Source organism: Amycolatopsis sp. 3B14 (genome assembly GCF_050958625.1).
In the GTDB taxonomy this organism is placed as follows: Bacteria; Actinomycetota; Actinomycetes; order Mycobacteriales; family Pseudonocardiaceae; genus Amycolatopsis_E; species Amycolatopsis_E thermoflava.
The window spans coordinates 1-22,652 of sequence record NZ_JBHZEN010000088.1 but is presented as its reverse complement, the minus strand read 5'-3'; the positions used below and the strand labels follow the sequence as shown (position 1 = coordinate 22,652).

At 72.8% G+C, this 22,652-nt stretch carries 18 protein-coding genes; 10 read left to right on the top strand and 8 right to left on the bottom strand.

What is annotated here, in order from left to right; translation table 11 throughout:
* Positions 1 to 63: 63 nt before the first annotated feature.
* The 6 genes from ACCP09_RS36935 to ACCP09_RS36910 form a co-directional block, all read right to left on the bottom strand.
* Positions 64 to 1,215 (bottom strand): VWA domain-containing protein, encoded by a 1,152-nt coding sequence (locus tag ACCP09_RS36935; protein WP_433753574.1) that lies wholly within the window; start codon positions 1,213 to 1,215, stop codon positions 64 to 66.
* On the bottom strand, positions 1,212 to 3,398 hold the full coding sequence (locus ACCP09_RS36930) for a DUF5682 family protein (protein WP_027930042.1): 2,187 nt from the start codon (positions 3,396 to 3,398) through the stop codon (positions 1,212 to 1,214). Before ACCP09_RS36930 ends, ACCP09_RS36935 begins: the two co-directional genes overlap by 4 nt.
* Positions 3,395 to 4,474, bottom strand: coding sequence for an ATP-binding protein (locus ACCP09_RS36925; protein WP_027930041.1), 1,080 nt, complete (start codon positions 4,472 to 4,474; stop codon positions 3,395 to 3,397). Before ACCP09_RS36925 ends, ACCP09_RS36930 begins: the two co-directional genes overlap by 4 nt.
* Positions 4,471 to 5,880, bottom strand: a complete 1,410-nt coding sequence (locus ACCP09_RS36920) for a DUF5691 domain-containing protein (RefSeq protein WP_433753571.1) — start codon at positions 5,878 to 5,880, stop codon at positions 4,471 to 4,473. The genes ACCP09_RS36925 and ACCP09_RS36920 overlap by 4 nt, the downstream gene beginning before the upstream one ends.
* The gene (locus ACCP09_RS36915) at positions 5,877 to 7,148 is read right to left on the bottom strand and encodes an SWIM zinc finger family protein (protein WP_433753569.1); all 1,272 of its coding nucleotides are present in this window, start codon (positions 7,146 to 7,148) and stop codon (positions 5,877 to 5,879) included. Before ACCP09_RS36915 ends, ACCP09_RS36920 begins: the two co-directional genes overlap by 4 nt.
* A gap of 307 nt (positions 7,149 to 7,455) precedes the next feature.
* Positions 7,456 to 8,439 (bottom strand): LacI family DNA-binding transcriptional regulator, encoded by a 984-nt coding sequence (locus ACCP09_RS36910; protein ID WP_433753567.1) that lies wholly within the window; start codon positions 8,437 to 8,439, stop codon positions 7,456 to 7,458.
* A 175-nt stretch (positions 8,440 to 8,614) separates the two neighbouring features.
* Here ACCP09_RS36910 and iolC point away from each other — a divergent pair, with 175 nt between their 5' ends.
* The 10 genes from iolC to ACCP09_RS36860 are packed head-to-tail and all read left to right on the top strand — an operon-like array spanning position 8,615 to position 19,222.
* Positions 8,615 to 9,562, top strand: coding sequence for a 5-dehydro-2-deoxygluconokinase (gene iolC / locus ACCP09_RS36905; RefSeq protein ID WP_433753565.1), 948 nt, complete (start codon positions 8,615 to 8,617; stop codon positions 9,560 to 9,562).
* Positions 9,555 to 10,424: a Cgl0159 family (beta/alpha)8-fold protein gene (locus ACCP09_RS36900; RefSeq protein ID WP_433753563.1), complete on the top strand. Its 870-nt coding sequence runs from the start codon at positions 9,555 to 9,557 to the stop codon at positions 10,422 to 10,424. The genes iolC and ACCP09_RS36900 overlap by 8 nt, the downstream gene beginning before the upstream one ends.
* On the top strand, positions 10,421 to 11,248 hold the full coding sequence (iolB, locus tag ACCP09_RS36895; RefSeq protein ID WP_433753561.1) for a 5-deoxy-glucuronate isomerase: 828 nt from the start codon (positions 10,421 to 10,423) through the stop codon (positions 11,246 to 11,248). Before ACCP09_RS36900 ends, iolB begins: the two co-directional genes overlap by 4 nt.
* Positions 11,245 to 13,101 carry a 3D-(3,5/4)-trihydroxycyclohexane-1,2-dione acylhydrolase (decyclizing) gene (gene iolD / locus ACCP09_RS36890; RefSeq protein ID WP_433753559.1) on the top strand — a complete coding sequence of 619 codons (1,857 nt, stop codon included), beginning with the start codon at positions 11,245 to 11,247 and terminating at the stop codon, positions 13,099 to 13,101. Before iolB ends, iolD begins: the two co-directional genes overlap by 4 nt.
* 8 nt (positions 13,102 to 13,109) lie before the next feature.
* On the top strand, positions 13,110 to 14,594 hold the full coding sequence (locus ACCP09_RS36885) for a CoA-acylating methylmalonate-semialdehyde dehydrogenase (RefSeq protein ID WP_433753557.1): 1,485 nt from the start codon (positions 13,110 to 13,112) through the stop codon (positions 14,592 to 14,594).
* A 7-nt stretch (positions 14,595 to 14,601) separates the two neighbouring features.
* Positions 14,602 to 15,549: a TIM barrel protein gene (locus ACCP09_RS36880; protein WP_433753555.1), complete on the top strand. Its 948-nt coding sequence runs from the start codon at positions 14,602 to 14,604 to the stop codon at positions 15,547 to 15,549.
* The gene (locus ACCP09_RS36875; protein ID WP_433753554.1) at positions 15,546 to 16,553 is read left to right on the top strand and encodes a Gfo/Idh/MocA family protein; all 1,008 of its coding nucleotides are present in this window, start codon (positions 15,546 to 15,548) and stop codon (positions 16,551 to 16,553) included. The genes ACCP09_RS36880 and ACCP09_RS36875 overlap by 4 nt, the downstream gene beginning before the upstream one ends.
* Position 16,554: 1 nt before the next feature.
* The gene (locus tag ACCP09_RS36870) at positions 16,555 to 17,415 is read left to right on the top strand and encodes a sugar phosphate isomerase/epimerase family protein (RefSeq protein WP_431905896.1); all 861 of its coding nucleotides are present in this window, start codon (positions 16,555 to 16,557) and stop codon (positions 17,413 to 17,415) included.
* Between the two features lie 14 nt (positions 17,416 to 17,429).
* Positions 17,430 to 18,866, top strand: coding sequence for a sugar porter family MFS transporter (locus ACCP09_RS36865; RefSeq protein ID WP_378331900.1), 1,437 nt, complete (start codon positions 17,430 to 17,432; stop codon positions 18,864 to 18,866).
* Positions 18,866 to 19,222 (top strand): universal stress protein, encoded by a 357-nt coding sequence (locus tag ACCP09_RS36860; RefSeq protein ID WP_123687617.1) that lies wholly within the window; start codon positions 18,866 to 18,868, stop codon positions 19,220 to 19,222. The genes ACCP09_RS36865 and ACCP09_RS36860 overlap by 1 nt, the downstream gene beginning before the upstream one ends.
* Before the next feature lie 717 nt (positions 19,223 to 19,939).
* Here ACCP09_RS36860 and ACCP09_RS36855 read toward each other — a convergent pair.
* Together ACCP09_RS36855 and ACCP09_RS36850 are read right to left on the bottom strand one after the other, a co-directional pair.
* Complete coding sequence (locus ACCP09_RS36855; protein ID WP_228684657.1) at positions 19,940 to 20,668, bottom strand: hypothetical protein; 729 nt, start codon at positions 20,666 to 20,668, stop codon at positions 19,940 to 19,942.
* Positions 20,669 to 22,351, bottom strand: coding sequence for a Vps62-related protein (locus ACCP09_RS36850; protein WP_433753550.1), 1,683 nt, complete (start codon positions 22,349 to 22,351; stop codon positions 20,669 to 20,671). It abuts the gene before it with no gap.
* Positions 22,352 to 22,652 lie beyond the last annotated feature (301 nt).

Below are 22,652 nucleotides of genomic sequence, written 5' to 3'. Positions count from 1 at the left end.
CCCCTCCTTCGCCGCGGCGAAGGCATCCTCTCACGAAGATCGCGGGCGAGAGGCGGAAACGCGCTAGTCCCCGGCCGCCGCGGCCGGGATGTCGTTCGCCGCCGCCCACGCGCCCACGTCCTGCCGCTGGACCGCCGCCGCCATCAGGTCGGGGAACTTGTCCGGCGTGCACGCGAACGCCGGAATCCCCAGCGCCGCCAGCGCGGCCGCGTTGTCGTGGTCGTAGGCGGGCGCCCCGTCGTCGCTCAGGGCGAGCAGGCACACCACCTGCACGCCGTCGGCCTTCAGGGCCTGCGCGCGCTGCAGCATCTCCGCCTCGTCACCCCCCTCGAAGAGGTCGCTGATCAGCACCAGCACCGTGTCGCGCGGGGCGTCGATCCGGCTCTGGCAGTACGCCAGCGCCGCGTTGATGTCGGTGCCGCCGCCCAGCTGGACCCCGAACAGCAGCTCCACCGGGTCGGACACCGACTCGGTCAGGTCCGCCACCGCGGTGTCGAACGCGATCACCTGGGTCCGCAGCGACCGGATCGAGGCGAGCACCGCCCCGAACACGCTCGCGTGCACCACCGACGCGGCCATCGACCCGCTCTGGTCCAGGCACAGCACGATCTGCCTGGACACGCTGGGCAGCCGCCTGCCGAAACCCACCAGCCGCTCCGGCACCACGGTCCGCTGCTCGGGCTGGTAGTGCTTCAGGTTGGCCAGGATCGTGCGGTTCCAGTCGATGTCGCCGTGCCGGGGCCGGTTCGTGCGGTTGGCGCGGTGCAGTGCCCCGCCCACCGCCTGCCGGGTGGGCTGCGCCAGGCGCTTCTCCAGGTCCTCGACCACCTTCCGCACCACCGCGCGCGCCGTTTCGCGCGACCGTTCGGGAATGGCCCGGTTGAGCGAGAGCAGCGTGCCCACCAGGTGCACGTCCGGCTGCACCGACTCCAGCATCTCCGGCTCCAGCAGCAACTGGCGCAGCCCGAGCCGTTCCATCGCGTCGCGCTGCATGACCTGCACCACCGAGCTGGGGAAGTAGCCGCGGATGTCGCCCAGCCACCGCGCGACCCGCGGGGACGATCCGCCGAGCCCGCCGCGCCGGTCCTTTTCCTTGTCGTACAACGCTTCCAGCGTGGCGTCCCGCCGGGCGTCCGCACCGGACAGCGACACGCCGGTGCCGTCGGCGTCCTGTCCGCCCAGCATCATCCGCCACCGCCGCAGCCGTTCGCTCATCCCAGCAGCTCCAGGATCCGCGGCACCACCAGCGCCGCCCGCTCGTGGTCCAGGTCCTCGTCCGCCGCGCGTGCCCCGGACGCGCCCTCGCCGCGGTCGATCCGCCGCACCCGCAGCCCGATCTCCCGCCGCTCCGGCGCGCTGAATTCGGCGAATGTGCGGCGCAGCAAAGGCAGCAGGTGGTCGAACACGTCCTCGCCGACCCCGGTGGCCCACCGGTCGACGATCTCCAGCAGCTCCGGCTCGTGCACCAGCAGTGCCGCCTCGCCGGACAGGAACCCCTCCAGCCACCCCGCGGCCTGCGTCGCGTCCGCGGCGACCGACAGCTGCCGGGACAGCCTGCCCCCGGCGTCGGCCACGTCCAGCAGCCCGGCGTCCAGCAGCAGCCGCACCGCGCGGCCGGCGATCAGGCCCGGCACGCCGAGGCGGTCGGCGACCGTCCGCAGCGCGCCGTACCAGACCTCCCGCAGCTCCTGCTGGTCCAGCAGCCCGATGCCGCGCTGCACGCCGTCCACGAGCTGCCGCACCTCGCGGCCGGCGTCCTCGTCGAGACCGGCGCACGCGGCGGGCAACCCGACCGCGATGCGCGTGACCACCCCGGTCAGCACCCGCTGCACCAGCTCGGTGTCCGCGCGGCGCACGTTGCCGTAGCGGCGCACGCGCGCCATCGGCTCCACCGCCGCCATCAGCCGGGTGGTGTCGTGCTGGCGCGCGGCTCGCTCGTCGAGCGCCGCGAGGACCCCCGCCAGCGCTTCCGGGAGGTCCGCGGTCAGCGTGTCCTCGACCAGGGCGCTCAGCTCGGCGATGTCGGCCTCGGCGGCACGCTGCGCCACCACAGCCGTCGCCGCGGACTCGATCGTCGTGCCGTGACCGCTCGCCTCGATCAACGCGACCGCCAGCTCCGGCCGCCACTCCAGCACCCACGACTCCCGGAACGTGCCCCGCGTCCGCGCCGTTTCCGCGGGCTCGCCCCACCGCACGCCGAGCAGCAGCAGCCGGTGCAGCAGCTTGCTGCGCTCCAGGTGCGTCGGCGTGCGCAGGTCCAGGTCGAGCTGCTGCTCGGCCGCGCTCTGCTTGAGCCGCAACCGTTTCCGGGTCGCCTCCAGGTCCTTGGCCAGCGGCACCATCGGCGTCTCGGCGGGCACCCGGCCCAGGATGTCGCCGACCAGCAGCTTGCGGGCGACCAGCCGCATCGGGACGTCCGACCCTCCACACAGGACCGCCTGGCAGGCCTCCAGCACCTCGGGCAGCCCGGGGTGCGGGCGGTTGCGCAGCACGGCCAGCGCGTCGGCGAGCCGGACGCCTTCGATCACCGCGGCCGGGGACACGTCGTGCTGCTCGCGGCGCAGCAGGTGCGCCACCCGCACCAGCCAGCGGCCCACCGCCTCGTCCCGGGCGGTGGTGAACAGGTGGTGGTACCAGCCGGGGGAGGAGATGCCCGCGCCGTAGCCGCTGGCCCTGGCCAGCCGCGACGACGTCCACGGCACCCAGGTCGCGGCGACCTTCGTCGTGCGCAACCCCTTGAGCAGCCGGTTGTCCGCGGCCTGCGCGGGGAACTCCGAGGGCACCAGCACCGGCGCGTGCCAGGCCCCGCACACCACCGCGATCGTGCCGGCCCCGCCGCGGATGACCGCCCGCAGCACCTTCCGCATCGCGGCTTCGCGCCGCTGGGTGCGCAGGTCGGGCACGTGCCCTTCGCGCAGCGCCCGCATGGCGTCGAGCAGCGCGTCGAACACTTCCAGCCCGTGGTAACGCAGTTCGACCGCGTCCTCCCACCAGCGCTCGGGGTCGTCGTACCCGGCGGCTTCGGCGAGCGTCGCGATCGGGTCGATCGGCGGTTCGGCGGCCGGGTCTTCGGCGTCCTCCAGCACCAGCGCGGCGTTCGCGGGCAGGTCGAGGAACCGCACCTGCCTGCCGTGCTCCAGAGCCCACCGCAGCGCCACCCACTCCGGGGAGAACACCGCCATCGGGTAGAACGCGGCCGTCGCCGGCCGGTCGGTCGCGTACACCAGCCCGGCCACCGGCGGGCGCATGCCCGCGGCCGCGGCGAGCGGGGCGACGGAGTCCAGCTCCGGCGGCCCCTCGATCAGCACGACCTCGGGGTCGAGCCGTTCCAGGGCGTCGGCGACCGCGCGGGCCGAACCGGGCCCGTGGTGCCGGATGCCGAGGACGTGAACGCTCACACCAGTTCCCGGCACGCGCGGTAGAGGTCGGACCACGGCTTGCGCTCGCGCACCACGGTCTCCAGGTACTCCTGCCACACGATCCGGTCCTGTACCGGGTCCTTGACCACCGCGCCGTGCAGGCCGGCCGCCACGTCGTCGGCCCGCACCACGCCGTCACCGAAGTGCGTGGCCAGGGCGATCCCGTTGGTCATCACCGAGATCGCCTCGGCGGTGGACAGCGTGCCCGACGGTGACTTGATCTTCGTGCGCCCGTCGGTGGTGACCCCGTCGCGCAGCTCGCGGAACACGGTCACCACGCGGCGGATCTCGTCCACGTTCTCCGCGCCGGCAGGCAGCTGCAGCGACCGGCCCAGCTGCTCGACGCGCAGGCGGACGATCTCCACTTCGGACTCCGCGTCGTCGGGCAGCGGCAGCACGACGACGTTGAAGCGGCGTTTCAGCGCGGCGGACAGGTCGTTCACGCCGCGGTCGCGGTCGTTGGCGGTGGCGATCACATTGAACCCGGCGAGCGCCTGCACCTCGCTGTCCAGCTCCGGGATCGGCAGGGTCTTCTCGCTGAGGATCGTGATCAGCGCATCCTGCACGTCGGACGGGATGCGGGTCAGCTCCTCGATCCGCGCGATGCCGCCGGTCTCCATCGCGCGCAGCACCGGGCTGGCGACCAGCGCCTTGGGCGAGGGCCCCTCGGCGAGCAGGCGCGCGTAGTTCCAGCCGTAGCGGATCGCCTCCTCGGCGGTGCCGGACGTGCCCTGCACCAGCTGGGTCGAGTCGCCGGAGATCGCCGCGGCCAGGTGCTCGGACAGCCACGTCTTCGCGGTGCCGGGCACGCCCAGCAGGAGCAGCGCCCGATCGGTGGCGAGCGTGGCGATCGCGACCTCGACGAGACGGCGCGAGCCGAGGTACTTCGGCGTGATCGGCGTGCCGTCCGGGGCCTCGCCGCCCAGCACGTAGGTGGCCACCGCCCACGGCGAGAGCTTCCAGTTGGGTGGTTTGGGCCGGTCGTCGGCGGCCGCGAGGGCAGCCAGCTCGTCGGCGTGCTGCTGCTCGGCGTGTGCTCTGAGCACGTCGGTCATGTGAACTCCTGCCGGATGGTCGCTCGGATGGTCAGCGCGTGGGCGATGCCGCGCAGGGTGCGCGCGGTGGGTTTGTGCTCGGTGCCGAGGGCGAGCAGCCAGTTCTCGACGGCGGCCAGCGCCGCGGGGTGCAGGTGCTCGGCCATCGCGCGGGCGGCGAGCCGCAGCACGGCCTCGGCCTTGCCGGTGCGCAGCCGCCCGACGATCCCGGTGGAGAACTCCGCGGGCCACGGCCCTGGCGCGGCGGCGAGCAGCGCGCCGAACCGGGCATCGAGTTTCCGGCTGCCGCCGAGGATCTCCGCGGCGGTCGCCGGGGTGAGCGCGGCGATCACCTCGGGGGTGGCCTGGTGGCGGGCCAGCGCGGTGAGCCACTCCTGGTCGCGCTGGCGCAGCGCGGCCTTCGTCCAGCCGAGGAGGACGTCGTGGCCGGCCTCGGGGATCCAGTCCGGATCCCAGGCGGACAGCGGGGCGGCGGCGAGGATCTGGATCAGCCGGGACGCGCCGCGGCCGAGACCAGGTTCGCGGTGGTCGGTGACACCGTCGCGGCGGGCCGCGTCGTCGGGTTCGCCGGGCAGGTCGAACGCGCCGCGGCCCTGGTGCAGCTGCTGGGCGCGCTCGGCCATGCGGCGGGCGCGGGCCGAGCCGGGCAGGTGGTCGAGCAGCGCGGTGGCGGCGGCGCGGACGGTCGCGGCGCGGTCGTCGAGGGCGCGTTCGAGCAGCGGTTCGTCGTCGCCGGACAGGCCGGTGCGCAGGGTGTCGAGGAAGGCGGCGCGGGTGGCGGCCGGCTCGTCGGTCCAGGTTTCCTCGATCAGTTCGCGCGCGCGGCCGGGTGCGGTGGCGCGCAGGTCGGTCAGCAGCGCCACCCGCTCGGCGCGGGTGCCGGTGGCGAACCGTTCCGCCACGTCGGCGGGCGGGACGGTGGCGGCCCAGCTCCACGCCGGGTTGTGCCCGGCCAGCCAGGCGCCGCGCGGGCCGAGGACGTCGCGGACCAGCGGGCGCGCGGTGGCGGTGGTCGTGCCGAACCGGAGCAGCTCCGGCAGCAGCCGGTACGGCGGGCGCCGTCCGGTGTCGCGGGCGGCGGCGAGCCAGTCGCCGGTGAGCAGCTCGGTGCCGACCTCGAGGCGGATGGCCTTGGTGAGCAGGAGTTCCAGCAGCTGGGCGGCGGCCGGGGTGCACTCGGGACGGTCGTCGGGGGCGGCGGGTTGCCGCGGGGTGCCGCGCCACACCGGTGGCGTCCAGCCCGCGCGCCGGTGCCCGGCGGCGAGGGCGGCCGCGGCCAGGACCGCGGCCTCGGGCGAGTCCGCGGTGACGCGGCCTGCGCCCGGAATCCCGGAGGCGGCGAGGTCGAAGGGGCGGCGGCCGGTGCCGACGAGCGCCGTGCCCAGCAGGTCGTCCCACGCGGTCACAGCGCCACCAGCCGGTCGTCGACCTGCACGCTCAGGGGGTGCAGGCGCTCGTCGATCCACTCGCCGAACACCGGCACCGGGTGCCCGCCGGACAGGGCGAGCAGCTGCCACACGTCGGTGCCCGGGGCCAGGGTGAGCGCGGCTCCGGCGGGGTCGACGAGCAGCGGCGGGTCGCCGGGGACGACGGTCATCGCGGCCAGCGCCAAGGGGATGCGGCGCAGCCACGGGTTGCCGGCGAGCCACCGGGCGGCCTGCCCGAGCGCGGTGCGGACGTCGGTGGCGTGCGGCAGGCCGGAGCCGGGCGTGACCTTGTGCTCGTCGCCGGCGAGCAGGGCGCGGCGGGGCGGGCCGCCGGGGTAGCGGGCCACCTCACCGTCCACAACGGACCCGAGCACGTGCGCGACCTTCAGCGCCTGCCCGGCGGCGGCGAAGTCCAGCAGCACCACGGTTTCGCCGGTGCGCTCGCCGTGCAGCCAGGTGCGCTGGGACAGCAGGCGCTCGTCCTCCTCCTGGCTCAGGCCGACGACCCACCACCGGTCGGCGACCCGGTCGCCGATCTCGTCGCGGCGGCGGGCCCAGCCCAGCACCGTGCGCAGGTCGCCCATCGCGGCGTCGTCCAGCTCGGCGCGGCGCCGCCACGCGCGGACCGCGAGGTACCAGCGGCCGAGCTCGCCGAGCAGGTGCGGCGCCCAGTCGGCGCGGGCGTGGATGTCGGCGCCGGCGGCGCGGACCCGGTCGGCGAGCCCGGGCAGCTGGGCGTCGACGAGCCGGGCCGCGGCGGTCTCCCAGAACCCGGGCGGCTGGCGGCGGGCGGTCGCCAGGCCCTGCCGGACGAGGTCGTGCAGCCACAGCTCGAAGTCGTCGAGGCCGGCCGACATGAGCGACTCCCGCTCGGCCAGGCGCTTGGCCTGCGCCTCGGGGTCGGGTTTGGCGGCTTCCCGGCGGGGTGCGGCGGGGGTGACCCAGTCGGCGGGCCCGGCGTCCTCGGCGACGGAGCCGTCGCCCGCGGCCCACATGAGCAGCAGCGCCAGGCCGTGCTTGCAGGGGAACTTGCGGCTCGGGCAGGTGCAGCGGAAGGACGGTTCGGTGAGGTCGACGGTCACCTGGTAGGGGGCGCGGGCGCTGCCCTGGCACTTGCCCCAGACGAGTGAGCTGGTGCTGCCGAGGTCGGACCAGGTGCGCGGGTTCGCCAGCCCACGGGCCGCCCGCGCGGACCCGGCGTCCGGGGCCAGCGCGAGCACCCGAGCCACCGTCCACCGCGATCCCACCCGGCCAGCCTATCGGCCGTGACGGAGCCGCGGCCTGCTGGTTCACCGGCCGGGGCGCGTCCCGGATGCCGGCGGCGACGGCCGGCGCGCCCCGCCGCGTGCCGGGGTAGGCGCCTCCCAAAGGGAGGTGCGGTCGGGGGGCAGGCGGGTTGGCCGGGTGCGTGCGTTGGCGAACTCGCGGACAGGGCGTGCGTGTCCGCCGGCCTCGGCGAGGGCTGGTCGCCCGGCATGCCCCCCGTGGCGTGCCGGTGCGCCCCGCCGCGTCCCGCATGCCGGTGCGACGCCTCCTGGGGGAGGGCGGTCCGGCTCAGGCGCGCGGACTGCCCGTCGTGCCGCGGACCACCAGCTTCGGCTGGATGACCAGGTGCGCGGGCTCCCGCGCGGGGTCGTCCAGGCGGCTGACCACCGCGCGGACCGCCAGCTCGGCCTGCCGTTCCGGCGCCTGCGCCACCGTCGTCAGGTCGATGTGCGACAGCTGCGCCAGCGGGCTGTCGTCGAAACCCACCACCGAGATGTCGCCCGGCACGTCCAGCCCGGCGCGCCACACGGTGTCCAGGAAACCCACCGCGCACCGGTCGTTGCCGGCGAACACCGCGGTCGGCATGGACGCCCGGTCGGCCAGCAGGGTGCGCGCCGCCGCCGCGCCGGACTCCTCCGTCTGGTCGCCGGGCAGCACCGTGATGTGCTCGGCGAGCCCGTGCCGCCGCAGCGCGGCCTTGTAGGCGCGGCGCCGGTCCGCGGAACCGGGGCCGTCCCCGCCGTCGATGTGCGCGATCGACTTGTGCCCCAGCTCCACCAGGTAGTCGATGATCTGGCGGACGCCCTGGGCCTCCGCCGCGTGCACCGCGTCCACCTCGGCCCCGCTGAACCGGCGGCCCACCACGGCGGTCGGGATGCGCGTCGCGAGGTCCCGCACGTACCCCGGCTCCAGGTTCGGGCCGAGCAGCACCAGCCCCTCGCACCGGTGGCTGAGCAGCGCCTCGACCGCGGCCTGCTCGGCCCGGCTGGGCGCGGTCGCCGACAGCAGGATGTCGTAACCCAGCTCCTCGGCCACCGGGTACACGCCCTCGATCAGGTCGTTGTGGAAGGGGTTGCGCGCCGTGAACATCACGCCGAGCACCTTGCTGCGGGACCTGGCGAGCATCTGCGCCGCGCTGTCCGGCCGGTAACCCAGCTCGCGCGCCGCGGCGAACACCCGCTGCCGGGTCTCCTCGCTCGGCCCGCGTTCGTTGCGGAACACCAGCGACACCAGCGCACGGGACACCCCGACCCGTTGGGCCACGTCACCCATGGTCGGGCGCCTTCCGCGCCTCTGCTTGCCGGGCTCGTCCCCGGCGTCTGCGCTCATCCATTTCCTCCGCGGCTCTTGACACCACTCTCGGCTGTCTTCATAGTACCGGGTACTAGAGCGCGCTAATAGCGCGCGCTAACCGCTCCCCGCAGGCCACACACAAGGAGGTGTCCGGGTGACCTTCGACGTCGTCACCATGGGCCGCATCGGCGTGGACATCTATCCACTGCAGACGGGCACGGGCCTGGAGGACGTCACGTCGTTCGGCAAGTACCTGGGTGGCAGCGCGACCAACGTCGCGGTCGCCGCCGCGCGGTACGGGCGCCGGTCGGCTGTCGTCACCAAGACCGGTGCCGACCCGTTCGGCCGGTTCCTGCACCGGGCGCTGGCCGGTTACGGTGTGGACGACCGTTTCGTCGGCACGTCGGAGCACCTGCCGACCCCGGTGACGTTCTGCGAGATCTTCCCGCCGGACGATTTCCCGTTGTACTTCTACCGCTTCCCGAAGGCCCCCGATCTGGACATCGCCCCCGGCGAGCTGGATTTCGACGCGATCCGCGCGGCGAAGATCTTCTGGGTCACCGTGACCGGCCTGTCGCAGGAGCCCAGCCGTTCCGCGACGCTGGCCGCGCTGGAGGCCCGTGGCGGCAGCGGCATCACGGTGCTGGACCTGGACTACCGGCCGATGTTCTGGGAGTCCCGGGAGCAGGCCCGCGAGTGGGTGAGTCAGGCCCTGCGCCACGTGACCGTCGCCGTCGGCAACCTCGACGAGTGCGACACCGCGGTCTGCACCCGCGACCCGCGGGAAGCGGCGAAAGCGTTGCGGGACAAGGGCGTTTCGCTGGCGGTGGTGAAGCAGGGCCCGAAGGGCGTGCTGGCGGTGGACGACGACGGGGAGATCGAGGTCCCGCCGGTGCCCGTGGAGGTGGTCAACGGCCTCGGCGCGGGCGACGCGTTCGGCGGGGCGCTGTGCCACGGGCTGCTGTCCGGCTGGGACACCAGGCGGATCATGCGCTTCGCCAACGCCGCCGGGGCGCACGTGGCCGGTGAACTGTCCTGTTCGGACGCCATGCCGACCGAAGACCAGGTACTTCACGAGCTGGGAGAAACACAGAGTGTCTGAGACAGTGCGGCGGATCGTGGCCAAGCGGGTGCGCGACCCGGAGGCGATCGCCGAGGCCGCGGCGCGGCGGGTGCGCGCGAAGTCGCCGTTCAACGACATGGGCCGGACGATGATCATCGCCGCGGACCACCCGGCTCGCGGCGCGAACGCCGTCGGCGGGGACCCGCTGGCGATGGCCGACCGGGGTGAGCTGCTGGACCGGCTCTGCCTCGCGCTGGAGCGGCCCGGTGTCACCGGCGTCCTGGCGACGGCGGACGTCCTGGAGGATCTGCTGCTGCTGGGCGTGCTGGACGGCAAGACGGTGATCGGGTCGATGAACCGCACCGGCCTGGCCGGGTCGTCCTTCGAGATCGACGACCGATTCGCCTGCTACGACGCCGCCTCGATCGACCGGATGCGGTTCGACGGCGGCAAGACCCTCACCCGGATCTGCCTGTCCGACCCGGCCACGCCGGCCGTTCTGGAGAACACGGCCCGGGCGGTGAACGAGCTGGCCGACCGCAAGCTGATCGCGATGGTCGAGCCGTTCCTGTCCGAGTGGGTGGACGGGAAGCTGCGCAACGACCTGTCGCCGGAGGCGGTGATCAAGTCCATCACGATCGCCTCCGGGCTGGGCCGGACGTCGGCCTACACGTGGCTGAAGCTGCCGGTGGTGGCCGAGATGGAGCGGGTGATGGCGTCGGCGACGCTGCCTGCGGTCCTGCTCGGTGGTGAGGTCAAGGACCCGGACGCGGCGTTCGCTTCCTGGCAGCAGGCGCTCGCACTGCCGACCGTGCAAGGGCTCGTGGTGGGGCGGTCGCTGCTCTACCCGCACGACGGCGACGTCGCCAAGGCAGTGGACACGGCGGTGGGGCTGCTGTGAAGCTGTATCGCGAGGCGGGCAGCACCGCCGAGGCCCCGTTCGACGTGGTGGTCACTCCGGAGACGGCGGGCTGGAACCACTCCGGCTTGCGGGTGCTCGATCTGGACGGCACCCACCGTCTGTCCACGGGAGACAGCGAGGCGCTGGTGCTGCCGCTGTCGGGAGGCTGCACGGTCGAGGTGGCGGGGGAGACCTTCACCCTGCGCGGCCGGCCCGGAGTGTTCGACGCCGTGACCGATTTCGTCTACCTGCCCAGGGACGCCGAGGTCACGATTACCGGGAGCGGCCGGTTCGCACTGCCTGCGGCGAGGACCGGGAAGAGGCTCCCGGCACGGTACCAGCCGGCGAGCGCGACCCCGGTGGAGCTGCGTGGCGCGGGCAACTGCTCGCGCCAGGTGAACAACTACTGCCTGCCGCACACCTTCGAGGCCGACCAGCTGCTGGTGTGCGAGGTGCTGACGCCGGGCGGGAACTGGTCGTCGTACCCGCCGCACAAGCACGACGAGGCCCGTGACGGCGAGAGCGTGCTGGAGGAGATCTACTACTTCGAGGTGGCCGGCGGTGGCATGGGCTACCAGCGGGTGTACGGGTCCTCCGACGTGCTGGCCGAGGTGCGGTCCGGTGACGCGGTGCTGATCCCGCACGGCTGGCACGGCCCGTCGATGGCCGCGCCCGGCTACGACCTCTACTACCTCAACGTGATGGCCGGCCCCGGGCCGGAGCGGGCCTGGCTGATCTGTGACGACCCCGCCCACGGGTGGGTCCGCCAGACCTGGGAGTCCGCGGACGTCGATCCGCGCCTGCCGTTCGGGAGCAAGCCATGAGACTGACCACCGCGCAGGCGCTCGTGAAGTTCCTGGCCGGCCAGTACTCCGAGCGCGACGGCGTCGAACAGCGCCTGATCCCCGGCACGTGGGGCATCTTCGGGCACGGCAACGTGGCCGGGATCGGGCAGGCGCTGCTGCAGCACGCCGACGAGATGCCTTATTACCTGGCCCGCAACGAGCAGGGACAGGTGCACGCGGCCGCGGCGTTCGCCAAGATGCGCAACCGGCTGCAGACCTTCGCCTGCACCGCCTCCACCGGGCCGGGCTCGACGAACATGATCACCGGCGCCGCGCTGGCCACCACCAACCGGCTGCCGGTGCTGCTGCTGCCCTCCGACATGTTCGCCACCCGTTACCCGGACCCGGCGTTGCAGCAGCTGGAGGACACCCGCGGCGGGGACGTGACGGTGAACGATGCGTTCCGCCCGGTGTCGAAGTACTTCGACCGCATCACCCGCCCCGAGCAGCTCATCCCCGCCGCGCTGGCGGCGATGCGGGTGCTCACCGATCCGGTCGAGACCGGCGCGGTGACGTTGTGCCTGCCGCAGGATGTCCAGGCCGAGGCGTTCGACTGGCCGGAGGAGTTCTTCCGCCGCCGGGTGTGGCACGTCGGCCGTCCCGTGCCGGAAACCGACGCCCTGCGACGGGCCGTGGCGCTGCTGCGGTCGGCGAAGGCGCCGCTGATCGTCGCGGGCGGGGGAGTGGTCTACTCAGAAGCCGAACACGAACTCCGCGTCTTCGCCGAGGCCACCGGCATCCCGGTCGCCGACACTCACGCCGGCAAGGGCGCCATCCCGTGGGACCACCCGTGTGCGGTCGGCGGCATCGGGTCCACCGGTACCACTGCCGCGAACGCGCTGGGCGCGGAGGCGGACGTGGTGCTCGGCATCGGCACCCGCTACAGCGACTTCACCACCGCCTCCCACACCGTCTTCGGAAACCCGGACGTCAGGTTCGTCAACCTGAACGTCGCCCGCCTGGACGCCGCCAAGCATTCCGCCGAGATGCTCCTGGCCGACGCCAAACGCGGCATCACCGCCCTGCACGAGGCTCTGGGTGACTGGCAGGTGGACGAGGCCTACCGCGCCCGCGCCCGGATGCTGGCCGAGGACTGGAACCGCAAGGCCGACGCCTGCTTCACCGTCGGGCACCAGCCGCTGCCCGCGCAGACAGAGATCCTCGGCGCCCTCAACGCCGCCTTGGACGACCGGGACGTGGTGATCAACGCGGCCGGCTCGATGCCCGGCGACCTGCAGATGCTGTGGCGCGCCCGCGACCCGAAGGCGTATAACGTCGAATACGCCTTCTCCTGTATGGGCTACGAGGTCGCCGCCGGGGTCGGCACGAAGATGGCCGCCCCGGACCGGGAGGTCGTCGTCCTGGTGGGCGACGGCTCGTACCTGATGATGGCCCAGGAGATCGTCACGATGGTCTCCGAGGGGCTGAAGGTGATCATCGTCCTGGTGCAGAACCACGGCTTCGCCTCCATCGGCGCGCTGTCGGAGTCCCTTGGCTCGCAGCGGTTCGGCACCCGGTACCGCTACCGCAGCGACGACACCGGGCAACTGGACGGCACCGTGCTGCCGGTCGACCTCGCCGCGAATGCCGAAAGCCTGGGCGCCACCGTCCTGCGCGCATCCACAGTGGACGAATTCACCGCGGCGATCGCCCAGGCCAAGGCGAACAGCACGACCACCGTCGTGCACGTGGAGACCGACCTGTACGGCCCCAACCCGCCTGGCTCGGCGTGGTGGGACGTGCCGGTCAGCGAGGTCTCCGAACTCGAGTCCACCCGCAAGGCCTACGAAACCTACTCGGCCACCAAACGAGCACAGCGGCACTACCTGTGAGGAACAGCGTGAACACCATCGAACACTGGATCAACGGCGCGCCCGCGCGGGCCGGCTCCACCCGCACCGCGCCCGTCCACAACCCCGCCACCGGCGAAATCCAGGCCCAGGTGCTGCTCGCCGAACCGGCCGACGTGGACGCCGCGGTCGCCGCGGCGGGCAAGGCCTTCGAGGCGTGGGGCAACTCCTCGCTCAGCCAGCGGGTGCGGATCATGTTCGCCTTCCGCGAGCTGCTGGTGAAGCACGAGGACGAGCTGGCGCGGACCATCTCCGCCGAGCACGGCAAGGTCATCGACGACGCCCGCGGCGAGATCGTGCGCGGCCGCGAGGTCGTGGAGTACGCGTGCGGGATCGCCGACGCGCTCAAGGGCGGCTTCTCCGACCAGGTCTCCCGCGACGTCGACGTGCACAGCTTCCGCCAGCCCCTCGGCGTGGTCGCCGGCATCACCCCGTTCAACTTCCCGATCATGGTGCCGTTGTGGATGCACCCGATCGCCATCGCCACCGGCAACACGTTCGTCCTCAAGCCCTCCGAACGCGACCCTTCGGCGTCCAACCTCGTCGCCGAGCTGTACGCCGAGGCCGGGCTGCCGGAGGGCGTGTTCAACGTGGTGCACGGCGACAAGGTCGCGGTGGACGCGATCCTCGACCACCCGGACATCGCCGCCGTGTCGTTCGTGGGGTCCACGCCGATCGCGAAGTACGTGCACGAGCGGGCCACCGCGTCCGGCAAGCGCGTCCAGGCCCTGGGCGGGGCGAAGAACCACGCGGTCGTGCTGCCCGACGCCGACCTGGAGTTCGCCGCCAACCACCTCACCGCCGCCGCGTTCGGCTCCGCCGGGCAGCGCTGCATGGCCATCTCGGTCGGCGTCGCCGTCGGCGAGGCAGGCGACCAGCTGGTCGAGATCCTCGAGCGCAAGGCCAAGGAGGTCAAGGTCGGCCCCGGCTCCGACATCGGCAACGACATGGGGCCGGTGGTCACCCAGGCCGCCCGCGAACGCGTCGTCAACGCCGTGGCCAGCGGCGCCGAGCAGGGCGCGACCGTCGTCGTCGACGGCCGGAACCTCACCGTCCCCGGCCACGAGGGCGGCTTCTTCGTCGGCCCGTCGCTGCTGGACCACGTCACCACCGACATGGACGCCTACCGCGAGGAGATCTTCGGCCCGGTCCTGGCGATCGTGCGCGTGGACACCGTGGACGAGGCGATCGCGCTGATCAACGCCAACCCCTACGGCAACGGCACCGCCATCTTCACCGGCAGCGGCGAGGCCGCGCGCCGGTTCCAGCGCGAGGTCAAGGTCGGCATGATCGGCATCAACGTGCCCATCCCGGTCCCGATGTCCTACTACAGCTTCGGCGGCTGGAAGGACTCCCTCATCGGCGACAGCCCCATCCACGGCCCCGAAGGTGTCCGCTTCTACACCCGCGCCAAGGTCGTCACCAGCCGCTGGCCCCACACCGAAGCCGGATTCAACTTCCCCACCTCCAGCTAGGAGCACCATGACCACCGCGACGACGCGCACCGTGATCGGCAACCTCTGCCTCGGCTCCGCCCCCGACTCGTGGGGCGTCTGGTTCGCCCAGGACGAGCAGCAGGTCCCGCACACCCGGTTCCTCGACGAGCTCGTCCAGGCCGGGTACGAATGGCTGGAGCTGGGCCCGTTCGGCTACCTGCCCACCGACCCGCGGCAGCTGGCCGACGAGCTGGGGGAGCGCGGCCTGAAGGTGTCCGGCGGCACCACGTTCGGCGCGCTGCACCGGCCCGACCACTGGGACGACATGCTCGCCACCACCCGCAAGGTCGCCGAGCTGACCGCCGCCGCCGGCGCCCACCACCTCGTCTACATCCCGCCGATGTACCGCGACGAGAAGACCGGCGCCTACACCGAGTCGCCCGAGCTGACCGCCGAGCAGTGGGCCTCCTTCGGCCGCCGTGCCGACGAGCTGGGCCGGATCCTGCTGGAAACCTACGACGTGCGGCTCGTGCTGCACCCGCACGCGGACAGCCACATCCAGACTCAGCCCGAGATCGAGCGCTACCTCAACGAAAGCGACGCCCGCTACGCCAACCTGTGCCTGGACACCGGACACGTCGCCTACGGCGGTGGCGACGCGGTCGACCTGATCCGCCGCTTCGGCGAGCGCATCGGATACGTCCACATCAAGCAGATGGACGCGGCTGTCCTCGACCGGGTGCGCGCCGAGAACCTGTCCTTCGGCGAGGCCGTCAAGCTCGGCGTGTGCGTCGAACCGCCGGCGGGGGTGCCCAACCCGGCCGAGGTGATCGGCGCGCTGTCCGAACTGGACGCCGAGGTCTTCGTCATCGTCGAGCAGGACCTCTACCCCTGCGCCCCCGAGGTGCCCCTGCCCATCGCGGTGCGGACCCGCGAGTACCTGAACTCGTGCGGCCTGTCCGGCACCCGCCGCCCCGGAGGAGAGCGCGCATGACCGTCCATATCGGAGTCATCGGCACCGGCATGATCGGCCAGGACCACATCCGCCGCCTGACCGACGTGGTCACCGGCGCCGACGTGGTGGCCGTGACCGACGTCGACGGCGCCCGCGCGGCCGAGGTCGCCTCCGGCATCGGCGCCCGTGCCCTGCCCACCGGGCAGGACGTGATCGCCGACCCGCTGGTCGACGCGGTCGTGGTCACCAGCTGGGGCCCGACGCACGCCGAGTACGTGCTGGCCGCGATCGAGGCGGGCAAGTACGTCTTCTGTGAGAAGCCGCTGGCCACCACCGCCGAGGACTGCCTGCGCATCATCGAGGCCGAGCAGACGTTCGGACGGCGGCTGGTGCAGGTGGGGTTCATGCGCCGCTACGACGCCGGCTACCGCGCCATGAAGCAGCTCCTCGACGGCGGGCAGCTGGGCCACCCGCTGATGATGCACTGCGCGCACCGCAACCCCACCGTGCCCGAGGCCTACCACTCGGCGATGGCGGTGCAGGACACCGCGGTGCACGAGATCGACACGATCCGCTGGCTGCTGGAGGAGGAGATCGTCTCCGCCCAGGTGATCCAGCCGCGCCGCACCGCCAACCGGTTCGAGCACCTGGCCGACCCGCAGTTCATGCTGTTCGAAACCGAGAGCGGCGTCCGGGTCGACCTGGAGGTGTTCGTGAACTGCCAGTTCGGCTACGACATCCAGTGCGAGACGGTGTGCGAGGCAGGCACCGTGCGGCTGCCCGACCCGGCGGACGTGATCGTCAAGACCGGCGCCGTCCAGCGCACCGGCGTGCTGCAGGACTGGAAGGACCGCTTCGGCGCCGCGTTCGACCGGGAGTTCGTCGAGTGGATCGCCTCCATCGACGACGGCAGGCTCGCCGGCCCCAGCGCCTGGGACGGCTACGCCGCGGCGGTGATCACCGACGCCGGCACCGAGGCGCTGCACACCCAGCGCGTGGTGTCCGTGCGGCTCAAGGACCGCCCTGACCTCTACGGGAGCTGACGTGAAGATCGCACTCGACCCCTACATGCTGCGTCACCTGCCGATGCGCGAGATGGTCCGCACGGTCGCCGACATCGGCTACGACCACATCGAACTGTCCCCGCGCGCGGACTTCATGCCCTTCTTCCTGCACCCGCGCGCCGACGACGACAAGGTCGCCGAGCTGAAGGGCGTGCTGGCCGAGACCGGTGTCCGGCTGGCCAGCGTGCTTCCGCTGTACAAGTGGTCCAGCCCGGACGAGTCCGAGCGCCAGGCCGCGGTCCGCTACTGGAAGCGGATGATCGAGGTGACCGCCGAGCTGGGCTGCCCGCTGATGAACTCCGAGTTCAACGGCCGCCCGGAGAAGGCCGCGGAGAGCGAGGCCGCGTTCTGGCGGTCCATGGAGGAGCTGCTGCCGGTCTTCGAACGCGAAGGCATCGCCCTCAACCTCGAAGCGCACCCGGACGACTTCTGCGAGCTGAACGACCCCGCGGTGGATCTGGTGCGTGCCATCAACAAGCCGTGGGTGAACTACCTGTACTGCGCCCCGCACACGTTCCACCTCTCCGACGGCGCGGGCGACATCGCCGGGATGCTGCGCTACGCGGGCGACAAGCTGCAGCACGTGCACATCGCGGACACCTTCAACCACAAGGGGTCCTCCGGTCTGCGCTACATCCTCAACCCGCCGGGGACCCCGGCGCGGATCCACCAGCACCTGGACATCGGCCAGGGCGAGGTCGACTGGGACGCCTTCTTCGGCACGCTCCGCGAGCTCGGTTTCGACGGGGTCGCGACCGTGTGCGTGTTCGCCTGGGAGGAACGCGCCGTCGAATCCTCCACTTTCATGCTCGAACGGGTTACCAAGGAACTGGCCGCCTAGAGGAAGAAAACCTCATGTCACACGTCAAAGACGACGCACCATCCGGGCAGACCCTCCCCGAGGACCAGAAGGGGCCGCACACGCGGCGGCTCCGCCTGATCACCGTGATCGCCACCTTCGGGGGGCTGCTGTTCGGCTACGACACGGGCGTGATCAACGGCGCCCTGCCCTACATGCAGGCCGACCTCGGGCTCACCGCCCTGAGCGAGGGGCTGGTGACGAGTTCGCTGCTGCTGGGCGCGGCGCTCGGGGCGGTGCTGGGCGGGCGGTTGTCCGACCGCCGTGGACGCCGCCGCACCATCCTGGCCCTGGCGGTGATCTTCCTCGTCGGCACCCTGGGCTGCACGTTCGCCCCGGACACCACGGTCATGGTGATTTCGCGGTTCGTGCTCGGCCTGGCCGTCGGCGGGGCCTCGGTGACCGTGCCGACCTACCTCGCCGAGGTCTCGCCCGCCGAACGGCGCGGGCGGCTGGTGACCCAGAACGAACTGATGATCGTCACCGGCCAGCTGCTCGCGTTCACGTTCAACGCGATCATCGGCAACGCGTTCGGCGAGAGCGGTGGTGTGTGGCGGTGGATGTTGGTGCTGGCCACGCTGCCCGCGGTGGTGCTGTGGTTCGGGATGCTGGTCATGCCGGAGAGCCCGCGGTGGCTGGCTTCCCGGGAGCGGTTCGGCGACGCGCTGTCCGTGCTCAAGGAGGTCCGCTCGGCCCGGCGCGCGGAGGCCGAGCTGGCCGAGGTGCGGCAGCTCGCGCTTCAGGACCGGCAGGCCAAGACCGGCGGCTGGTCGGACCTGGCGACCCCGTGGATCCGGCGGCTCGTGCTCACCGGGGTCGGCATCGCGATCGTCCAGCAGATCACCGGCGTCAACTCGATCATGTACTACGGCACGCAGATCCTCACCGACGCCGGGTTCTCCGCGAACGGCGCACTGACCGCGAACATCGCCAACGGCGTGATCTCGGTGCTGGCCACGTTCGTCGGGATCTGGCTGCTGGGACGGGTCAACCGCAGGCCGATGCTGATCGCCGGGCAGATCGGCACCACCTCGGCGCTGCTGCTGATCGGGCTGTTCTCGCTGCTGCTGCCGGAGGGGACGGGGCGCGCGTTCGTCGTGCTGACCCTGACGGTGACGTTCCTGGCGTTCCAGCAGGGGTCGATCTCGCCGGTGACGTGGCTGATGCTGTCCGAGATCTTCCCGCTCAAGTTGCGCGGGTTCGGGTTCGGGCTGTGCGCGCTGGTGCTGTGGCTGACCAACTTCGCGGTCGGGCTGCTGTTCCCGCTGCTGGTGGAGGCCATCCACATCTCGGGCACGTTCTTCCTGTTCGCCGCGCTCGGCGTCGGAGCGATCACGTTCGTGGCGAGGTTCGTGCCGGAGACCCGCGGCCGGTCGCTGGAGACGCTGGAGAAGGAACTGCGTACCCGCTACACCGGGCAGGTGACGGTCTGATGGCGGTGCTGGTCGCGGTGACCGATTCGGACGAGGGCACGCTGGCGCTGGACACCGCGGTCGCCGAGGCGCGCCGCCGCGGGACCGGGCTGATGGCCGCCAACCTGCGCCTGGCGCCGCTGGACACCTCGCACGTGCCCGCCGACGTCGAGACGACCGTGCTCGAACGGGAGCCGGACGTCGAAGTGGGGCAGCACGTGCTCGGCCTGTTGGACCGCCACCGCGACGAGGTGGACCTGCTGGTGATCGGCATGAAGCGGCGCAGCCCGGTGGGCAAGCTCGTGCTGGGCAGCCTCGCGCAGTTCCTGCTGCTCAACGCCGACGTGCCGGTGCTGGCGGTGAAGACGCCCGGGTGACGGAGCACCGGGCCGGGGCTGAGCGCCCCGGCCCGGTGGCTGGCCGGGCCCGGTGGCCTGGCCGGGCCCGGTGGCCTGGCCGGGCCCGGTGGCCTGGCCGGGCTCGGTGGCCTGGCCGGGCTCGGTGGTCGGCCCCGGCCGGTGGTCCAGCCTGGCCCGGCCCGCTGGCCCGGCCCGCTGGTCTGGCCGGATGGCCTGGCCGGATGGCCTGGCCGGGCTCGGCGGCCCGCCTGGGCCCGGTGGCCTGGTCCCGCTTGGTGGCCTGGTCGGGCTCGGTGGCTGGTCGGGCTCGGTGGCCTGGCCGGGCTCGGTGGTCGGCCCCGGCCGGTGGTCCGGCCTGGCCCGGCCCGCTGGCCCGGCCCGCTGGTCTGGCCGGATGGTCTGGCCGGATGGCCTGGCCGGGCTCGGCGGCCCGCCTGGGCCCGGTGGCCTGGTCCCGCTTGGTGGCCTGGTCGGGCTCGGTGGCTGGTCGGGCTCGGTGGCCTGGCCGGGCTCGGTGGTCGGCCCCGGCCGGTGGTCCAGCCTGGCCCGGCCCGCTGGCCCGGCCCGCTGGTCTGGCCGGATGGCCTGGCCGGATGGCCTGGCCGGGCTCGGCCGCCCGCCTGGGCCCGGTGGCCTGGTCCCGCTTGGTGGCCTGGTCGGGCCCGGTGGCCCGCCTGGGCCCGGTGGCCCACCCCGGCTCGCTGGTCCGGTCTGGCCGGCCCCGGCCGGCGGCGCTCAGGCCATTTCGGGGACCCGCAGGTGCGCCAGGGCCAGCTCGAACTCGGCCACCTCCAGGATCTCCACGCCGGCCTCCTCCGCGCCGCGCGAGCGGAGCGCGTCGGCGCGGTTGCGGGTGCTCGCCATGTTCGCGTGGCTGTCGTAGGTCACCGAGGACACCGCGATGCCGGCCTCGCGGTCGATCATCAGGCTGGCGCTGCAGAACCCGTCGAGGCGTTCCAGCTCGGGCAGCAGGCCCATGCGGTAGGTGTCGATGGCGCGGTCGAGCTGGTCGAAGCGGGTCCAGGTGACGCGGCAGCAAGCCCCTTCCGGCGCGGGCCGCGTGCGGTGCAGCACCGCGATCTCCCACTCGTCGACCTGGGCGCGGTTGCCGCCCATCACCTCCGCCGCGTGGTCGCGCAGCGGGCGCACCCGGTCCGCGCTGTCCCGCATCGCCTCCATCGACTCCCACGACGTGGTGGCGATGCAGCGCCCGGACTCGCGGTCGACGAGCATCGACAGCCCGACACAGCCGGGCATCTCCATCAGCTCCGGCATGACCTCGTCGCGCATGTGGGCGATCCCGGCGTCGATGGTGTCCTGGTGAGCTTGCACCGTGGTGGAACGCGCGAACACGCCTTCCACCCCCTCTCCGGTCGAGGCGGCGTCCCGGCGGCGCCGCCGGTAGCCCTCCACCTTGCGCCGCGGGGCGAGCGGGCGCAACCGTGGCCGGAACCGGTCCACCACTCAGTCGACGACGTACCACTGGCCGCCGCGGTATTCGAGGACCGCGTCGCCGAGATCGCTCTCCGTGAACGGGGTGCCCGCCCGCACCGCGCCGGCCGGGATTTCGATCCGCCCGGCGGTTTCGGTGACCCGGGCCCGGTCGACCGTCGCGGTGCGCAGTGCCTGCTTCTGTGCCGGCGAGAACATCTGGAACGTGATCGGGAAGGTCTGCTCGCACGGCCCGAAACCCTGGTCCTCGGCCTGCTTCGCGGCCGGGCCGGCGATCTCGCAGGCCACCGCGAGGTCCTCACGGCCCACGGCGTGCAGGAACTCCTCGTAACGCCGGATGCCGTCGGACGCCGACGGGGCCGACGACGTCGGCGGTGCCGAGGACCCTGACGGTGGCGGGCCGTCCTGCTTGCGGTACAGCGTGGCCGATGCCGTCACGCCGCCGCCGGAGTAGGTCATCTTCAGCGACTCGCCGTCCCGGTGGAGCGTCACCGTGCCGTCGGTGACGCAGTTGCCCGCGTCCTTGTCCAGGATCGTCTCGCGCAGCTGCAGCCACTCCGTGGTCGCGTCGACCAGCCGGAGGATGCCGCGGCAGGCCAGGTCCGGATCGGGGCCGGTCCAGGTCGTGCGGTATTCGACCGGGTTGCTGTCGCCGCCGAGGACCACCCGCATGTGGTAGGGCCCGGTCGCCGGGGACTGCTCGACCGGGTCGCGGGTCTCCCAAGTCCCGGCGAACCCGTCCGGCAGCCGGGCGGGCATGGCGCAGCGGCGGTCGGTGAACACGTCGGCGAGTTGCCGTCCCGGGTAGGGGCCTGCCGGGCCGGAGAAGCCGGGCACGAGCGACTGCGCGCCCCACGCGCCGCGGTAGCCGTACCACGGCTCGCCGTCGAGCGCGCGCGGTTGCGTGTGCCACAGGTCTCCCTGCGAGGTCCAGTCGAAGGTGGCGCCGGAGACGTGCCAGCCCTTCGACGGGTACGACGCGTGCGACCCCTTGGCCGAGTACACGACCGGGTGACCGTCGTCGTGGTCCAGGTCCGTCCACGGCACCGAACACGGCTCGGCGCCGTGGCCGAAGAAGGTCACCGCGACCGGCTCGCCGTTCCGCAGCTGGACGGCGACCCGCTCCCAGTCGCCCTCGTGCGTGTTGCCCACCGGGGTGCCGGCAGGGCGGAGTTCGTTGCGGCCGTAGAAGAACCAGTACACGTACGCGGAGCGCTCGTCGTCGGCGCGGTGGTGCTCCCAGTACATCGGCGGGGGAGCGTCGTCGGGCTGGACGTCGTCGTGCGCGTCCAGGTAGAACCCGCCGTCGGAGTCCGGCGTGACCTCCTCACCCGAGTGGCGGGCACACGGGAACAGCGGCTTGTCCGGGGACGGCACAGCCGGATCGGCGTCCTTCTGGTGCTTGTAGACGGTGCCCCGGAGCGCGCCGGGCTCGACCGGGTCGGCCACCGGTTCGCCGTCCGCGCAGTCGTCGTGCTCGTACCGCAGCACCGACTGCCGGATGTAGGCGGTCGCGTCCATCGGGGTGAACCGCTCGTCGCCGGCGAGCCACACCCGCGGCGCGAACTGCAGCGCGGTGGGCTCGTCCGCACGCGCCGGAGTGGGCGCGGTCTGCTCCTTCGGCCCAGGATCGTGGTCCTGGCAGGCCGTCAGCAACGTCATGGCCAGCAGAGCCACCCCCAGCAACGCGCGCATTTGGAGGACTGTACGCAACGGACACCACCCGCGTGGGGGTTTTGCGGAATCCGGCCACCGGTGATCGTTTTTCCGGTTCCGCCGGAACCGGGTGGAGAGCTGTCGCATCCAACCGGTGCACTTCGACGAGGAGGTCATCGTGGCTGAACTGCCCGATCGGAAATCGCAGGCGGGAACCGGTTTCGACGTGGTGCCCGGCTCGCTGGCGCTGGCCGCGACCGGGTTCGGTGTGGCGTCCGACGCCTGGCGGGACGCACGCGAACTGTTGCTGGGCTGCGACCTGCGCCTGGACGACCTCGGC

Excerpts from the sequence above, each read along its gene's own strand:
- ACCP09_RS36935 (WP_433753574.1), bottom strand. The coding sequence starts at position 1,215 with ATGAGCGAACGGCTGCGGCGGTGGCGGATGATGCTGGGCGGACAGGAC.
- ACCP09_RS36925 (WP_027930041.1), bottom strand. The coding sequence starts at position 4,474 with ATGACCGACGTGCTCAGAGCACACGCCGAGCAGCAGCACGCCGACGAG.
- ACCP09_RS36910 (WP_433753567.1), bottom strand. The coding sequence starts at position 8,439 with ATGGGTGACGTGGCCCAACGGGTCGGGGTGTCCCGTGCGCTGGTGTCG.
- iolD (WP_433753559.1), top strand. The coding sequence starts at position 11,245 with ATGAGACTGACCACCGCGCAGGCGCTCGTGAAGTTCCTGGCCGGCCAG.
- ACCP09_RS36880 (WP_433753555.1), top strand. The coding sequence starts at position 14,602 with ATGACCACCGCGACGACGCGCACCGTGATCGGCAACCTCTGCCTCGGC.
- ACCP09_RS36875 (WP_433753554.1), top strand. The coding sequence starts at position 15,546 with ATGACCGTCCATATCGGAGTCATCGGCACCGGCATGATCGGCCAGGAC.
- ACCP09_RS36865 (WP_378331900.1), top strand. The coding sequence starts at position 17,430 with ATGTCACACGTCAAAGACGACGCACCATCCGGGCAGACCCTCCCCGAG.
- ACCP09_RS36860 (WP_123687617.1), top strand. The coding sequence starts at position 18,866 with ATGGCGGTGCTGGTCGCGGTGACCGATTCGGACGAGGGCACGCTGGCG.
- ACCP09_RS36850 (WP_433753550.1), bottom strand. The coding sequence starts at position 22,351 with ATGCGCGCGTTGCTGGGGGTGGCTCTGCTGGCCATGACGTTGCTGACG.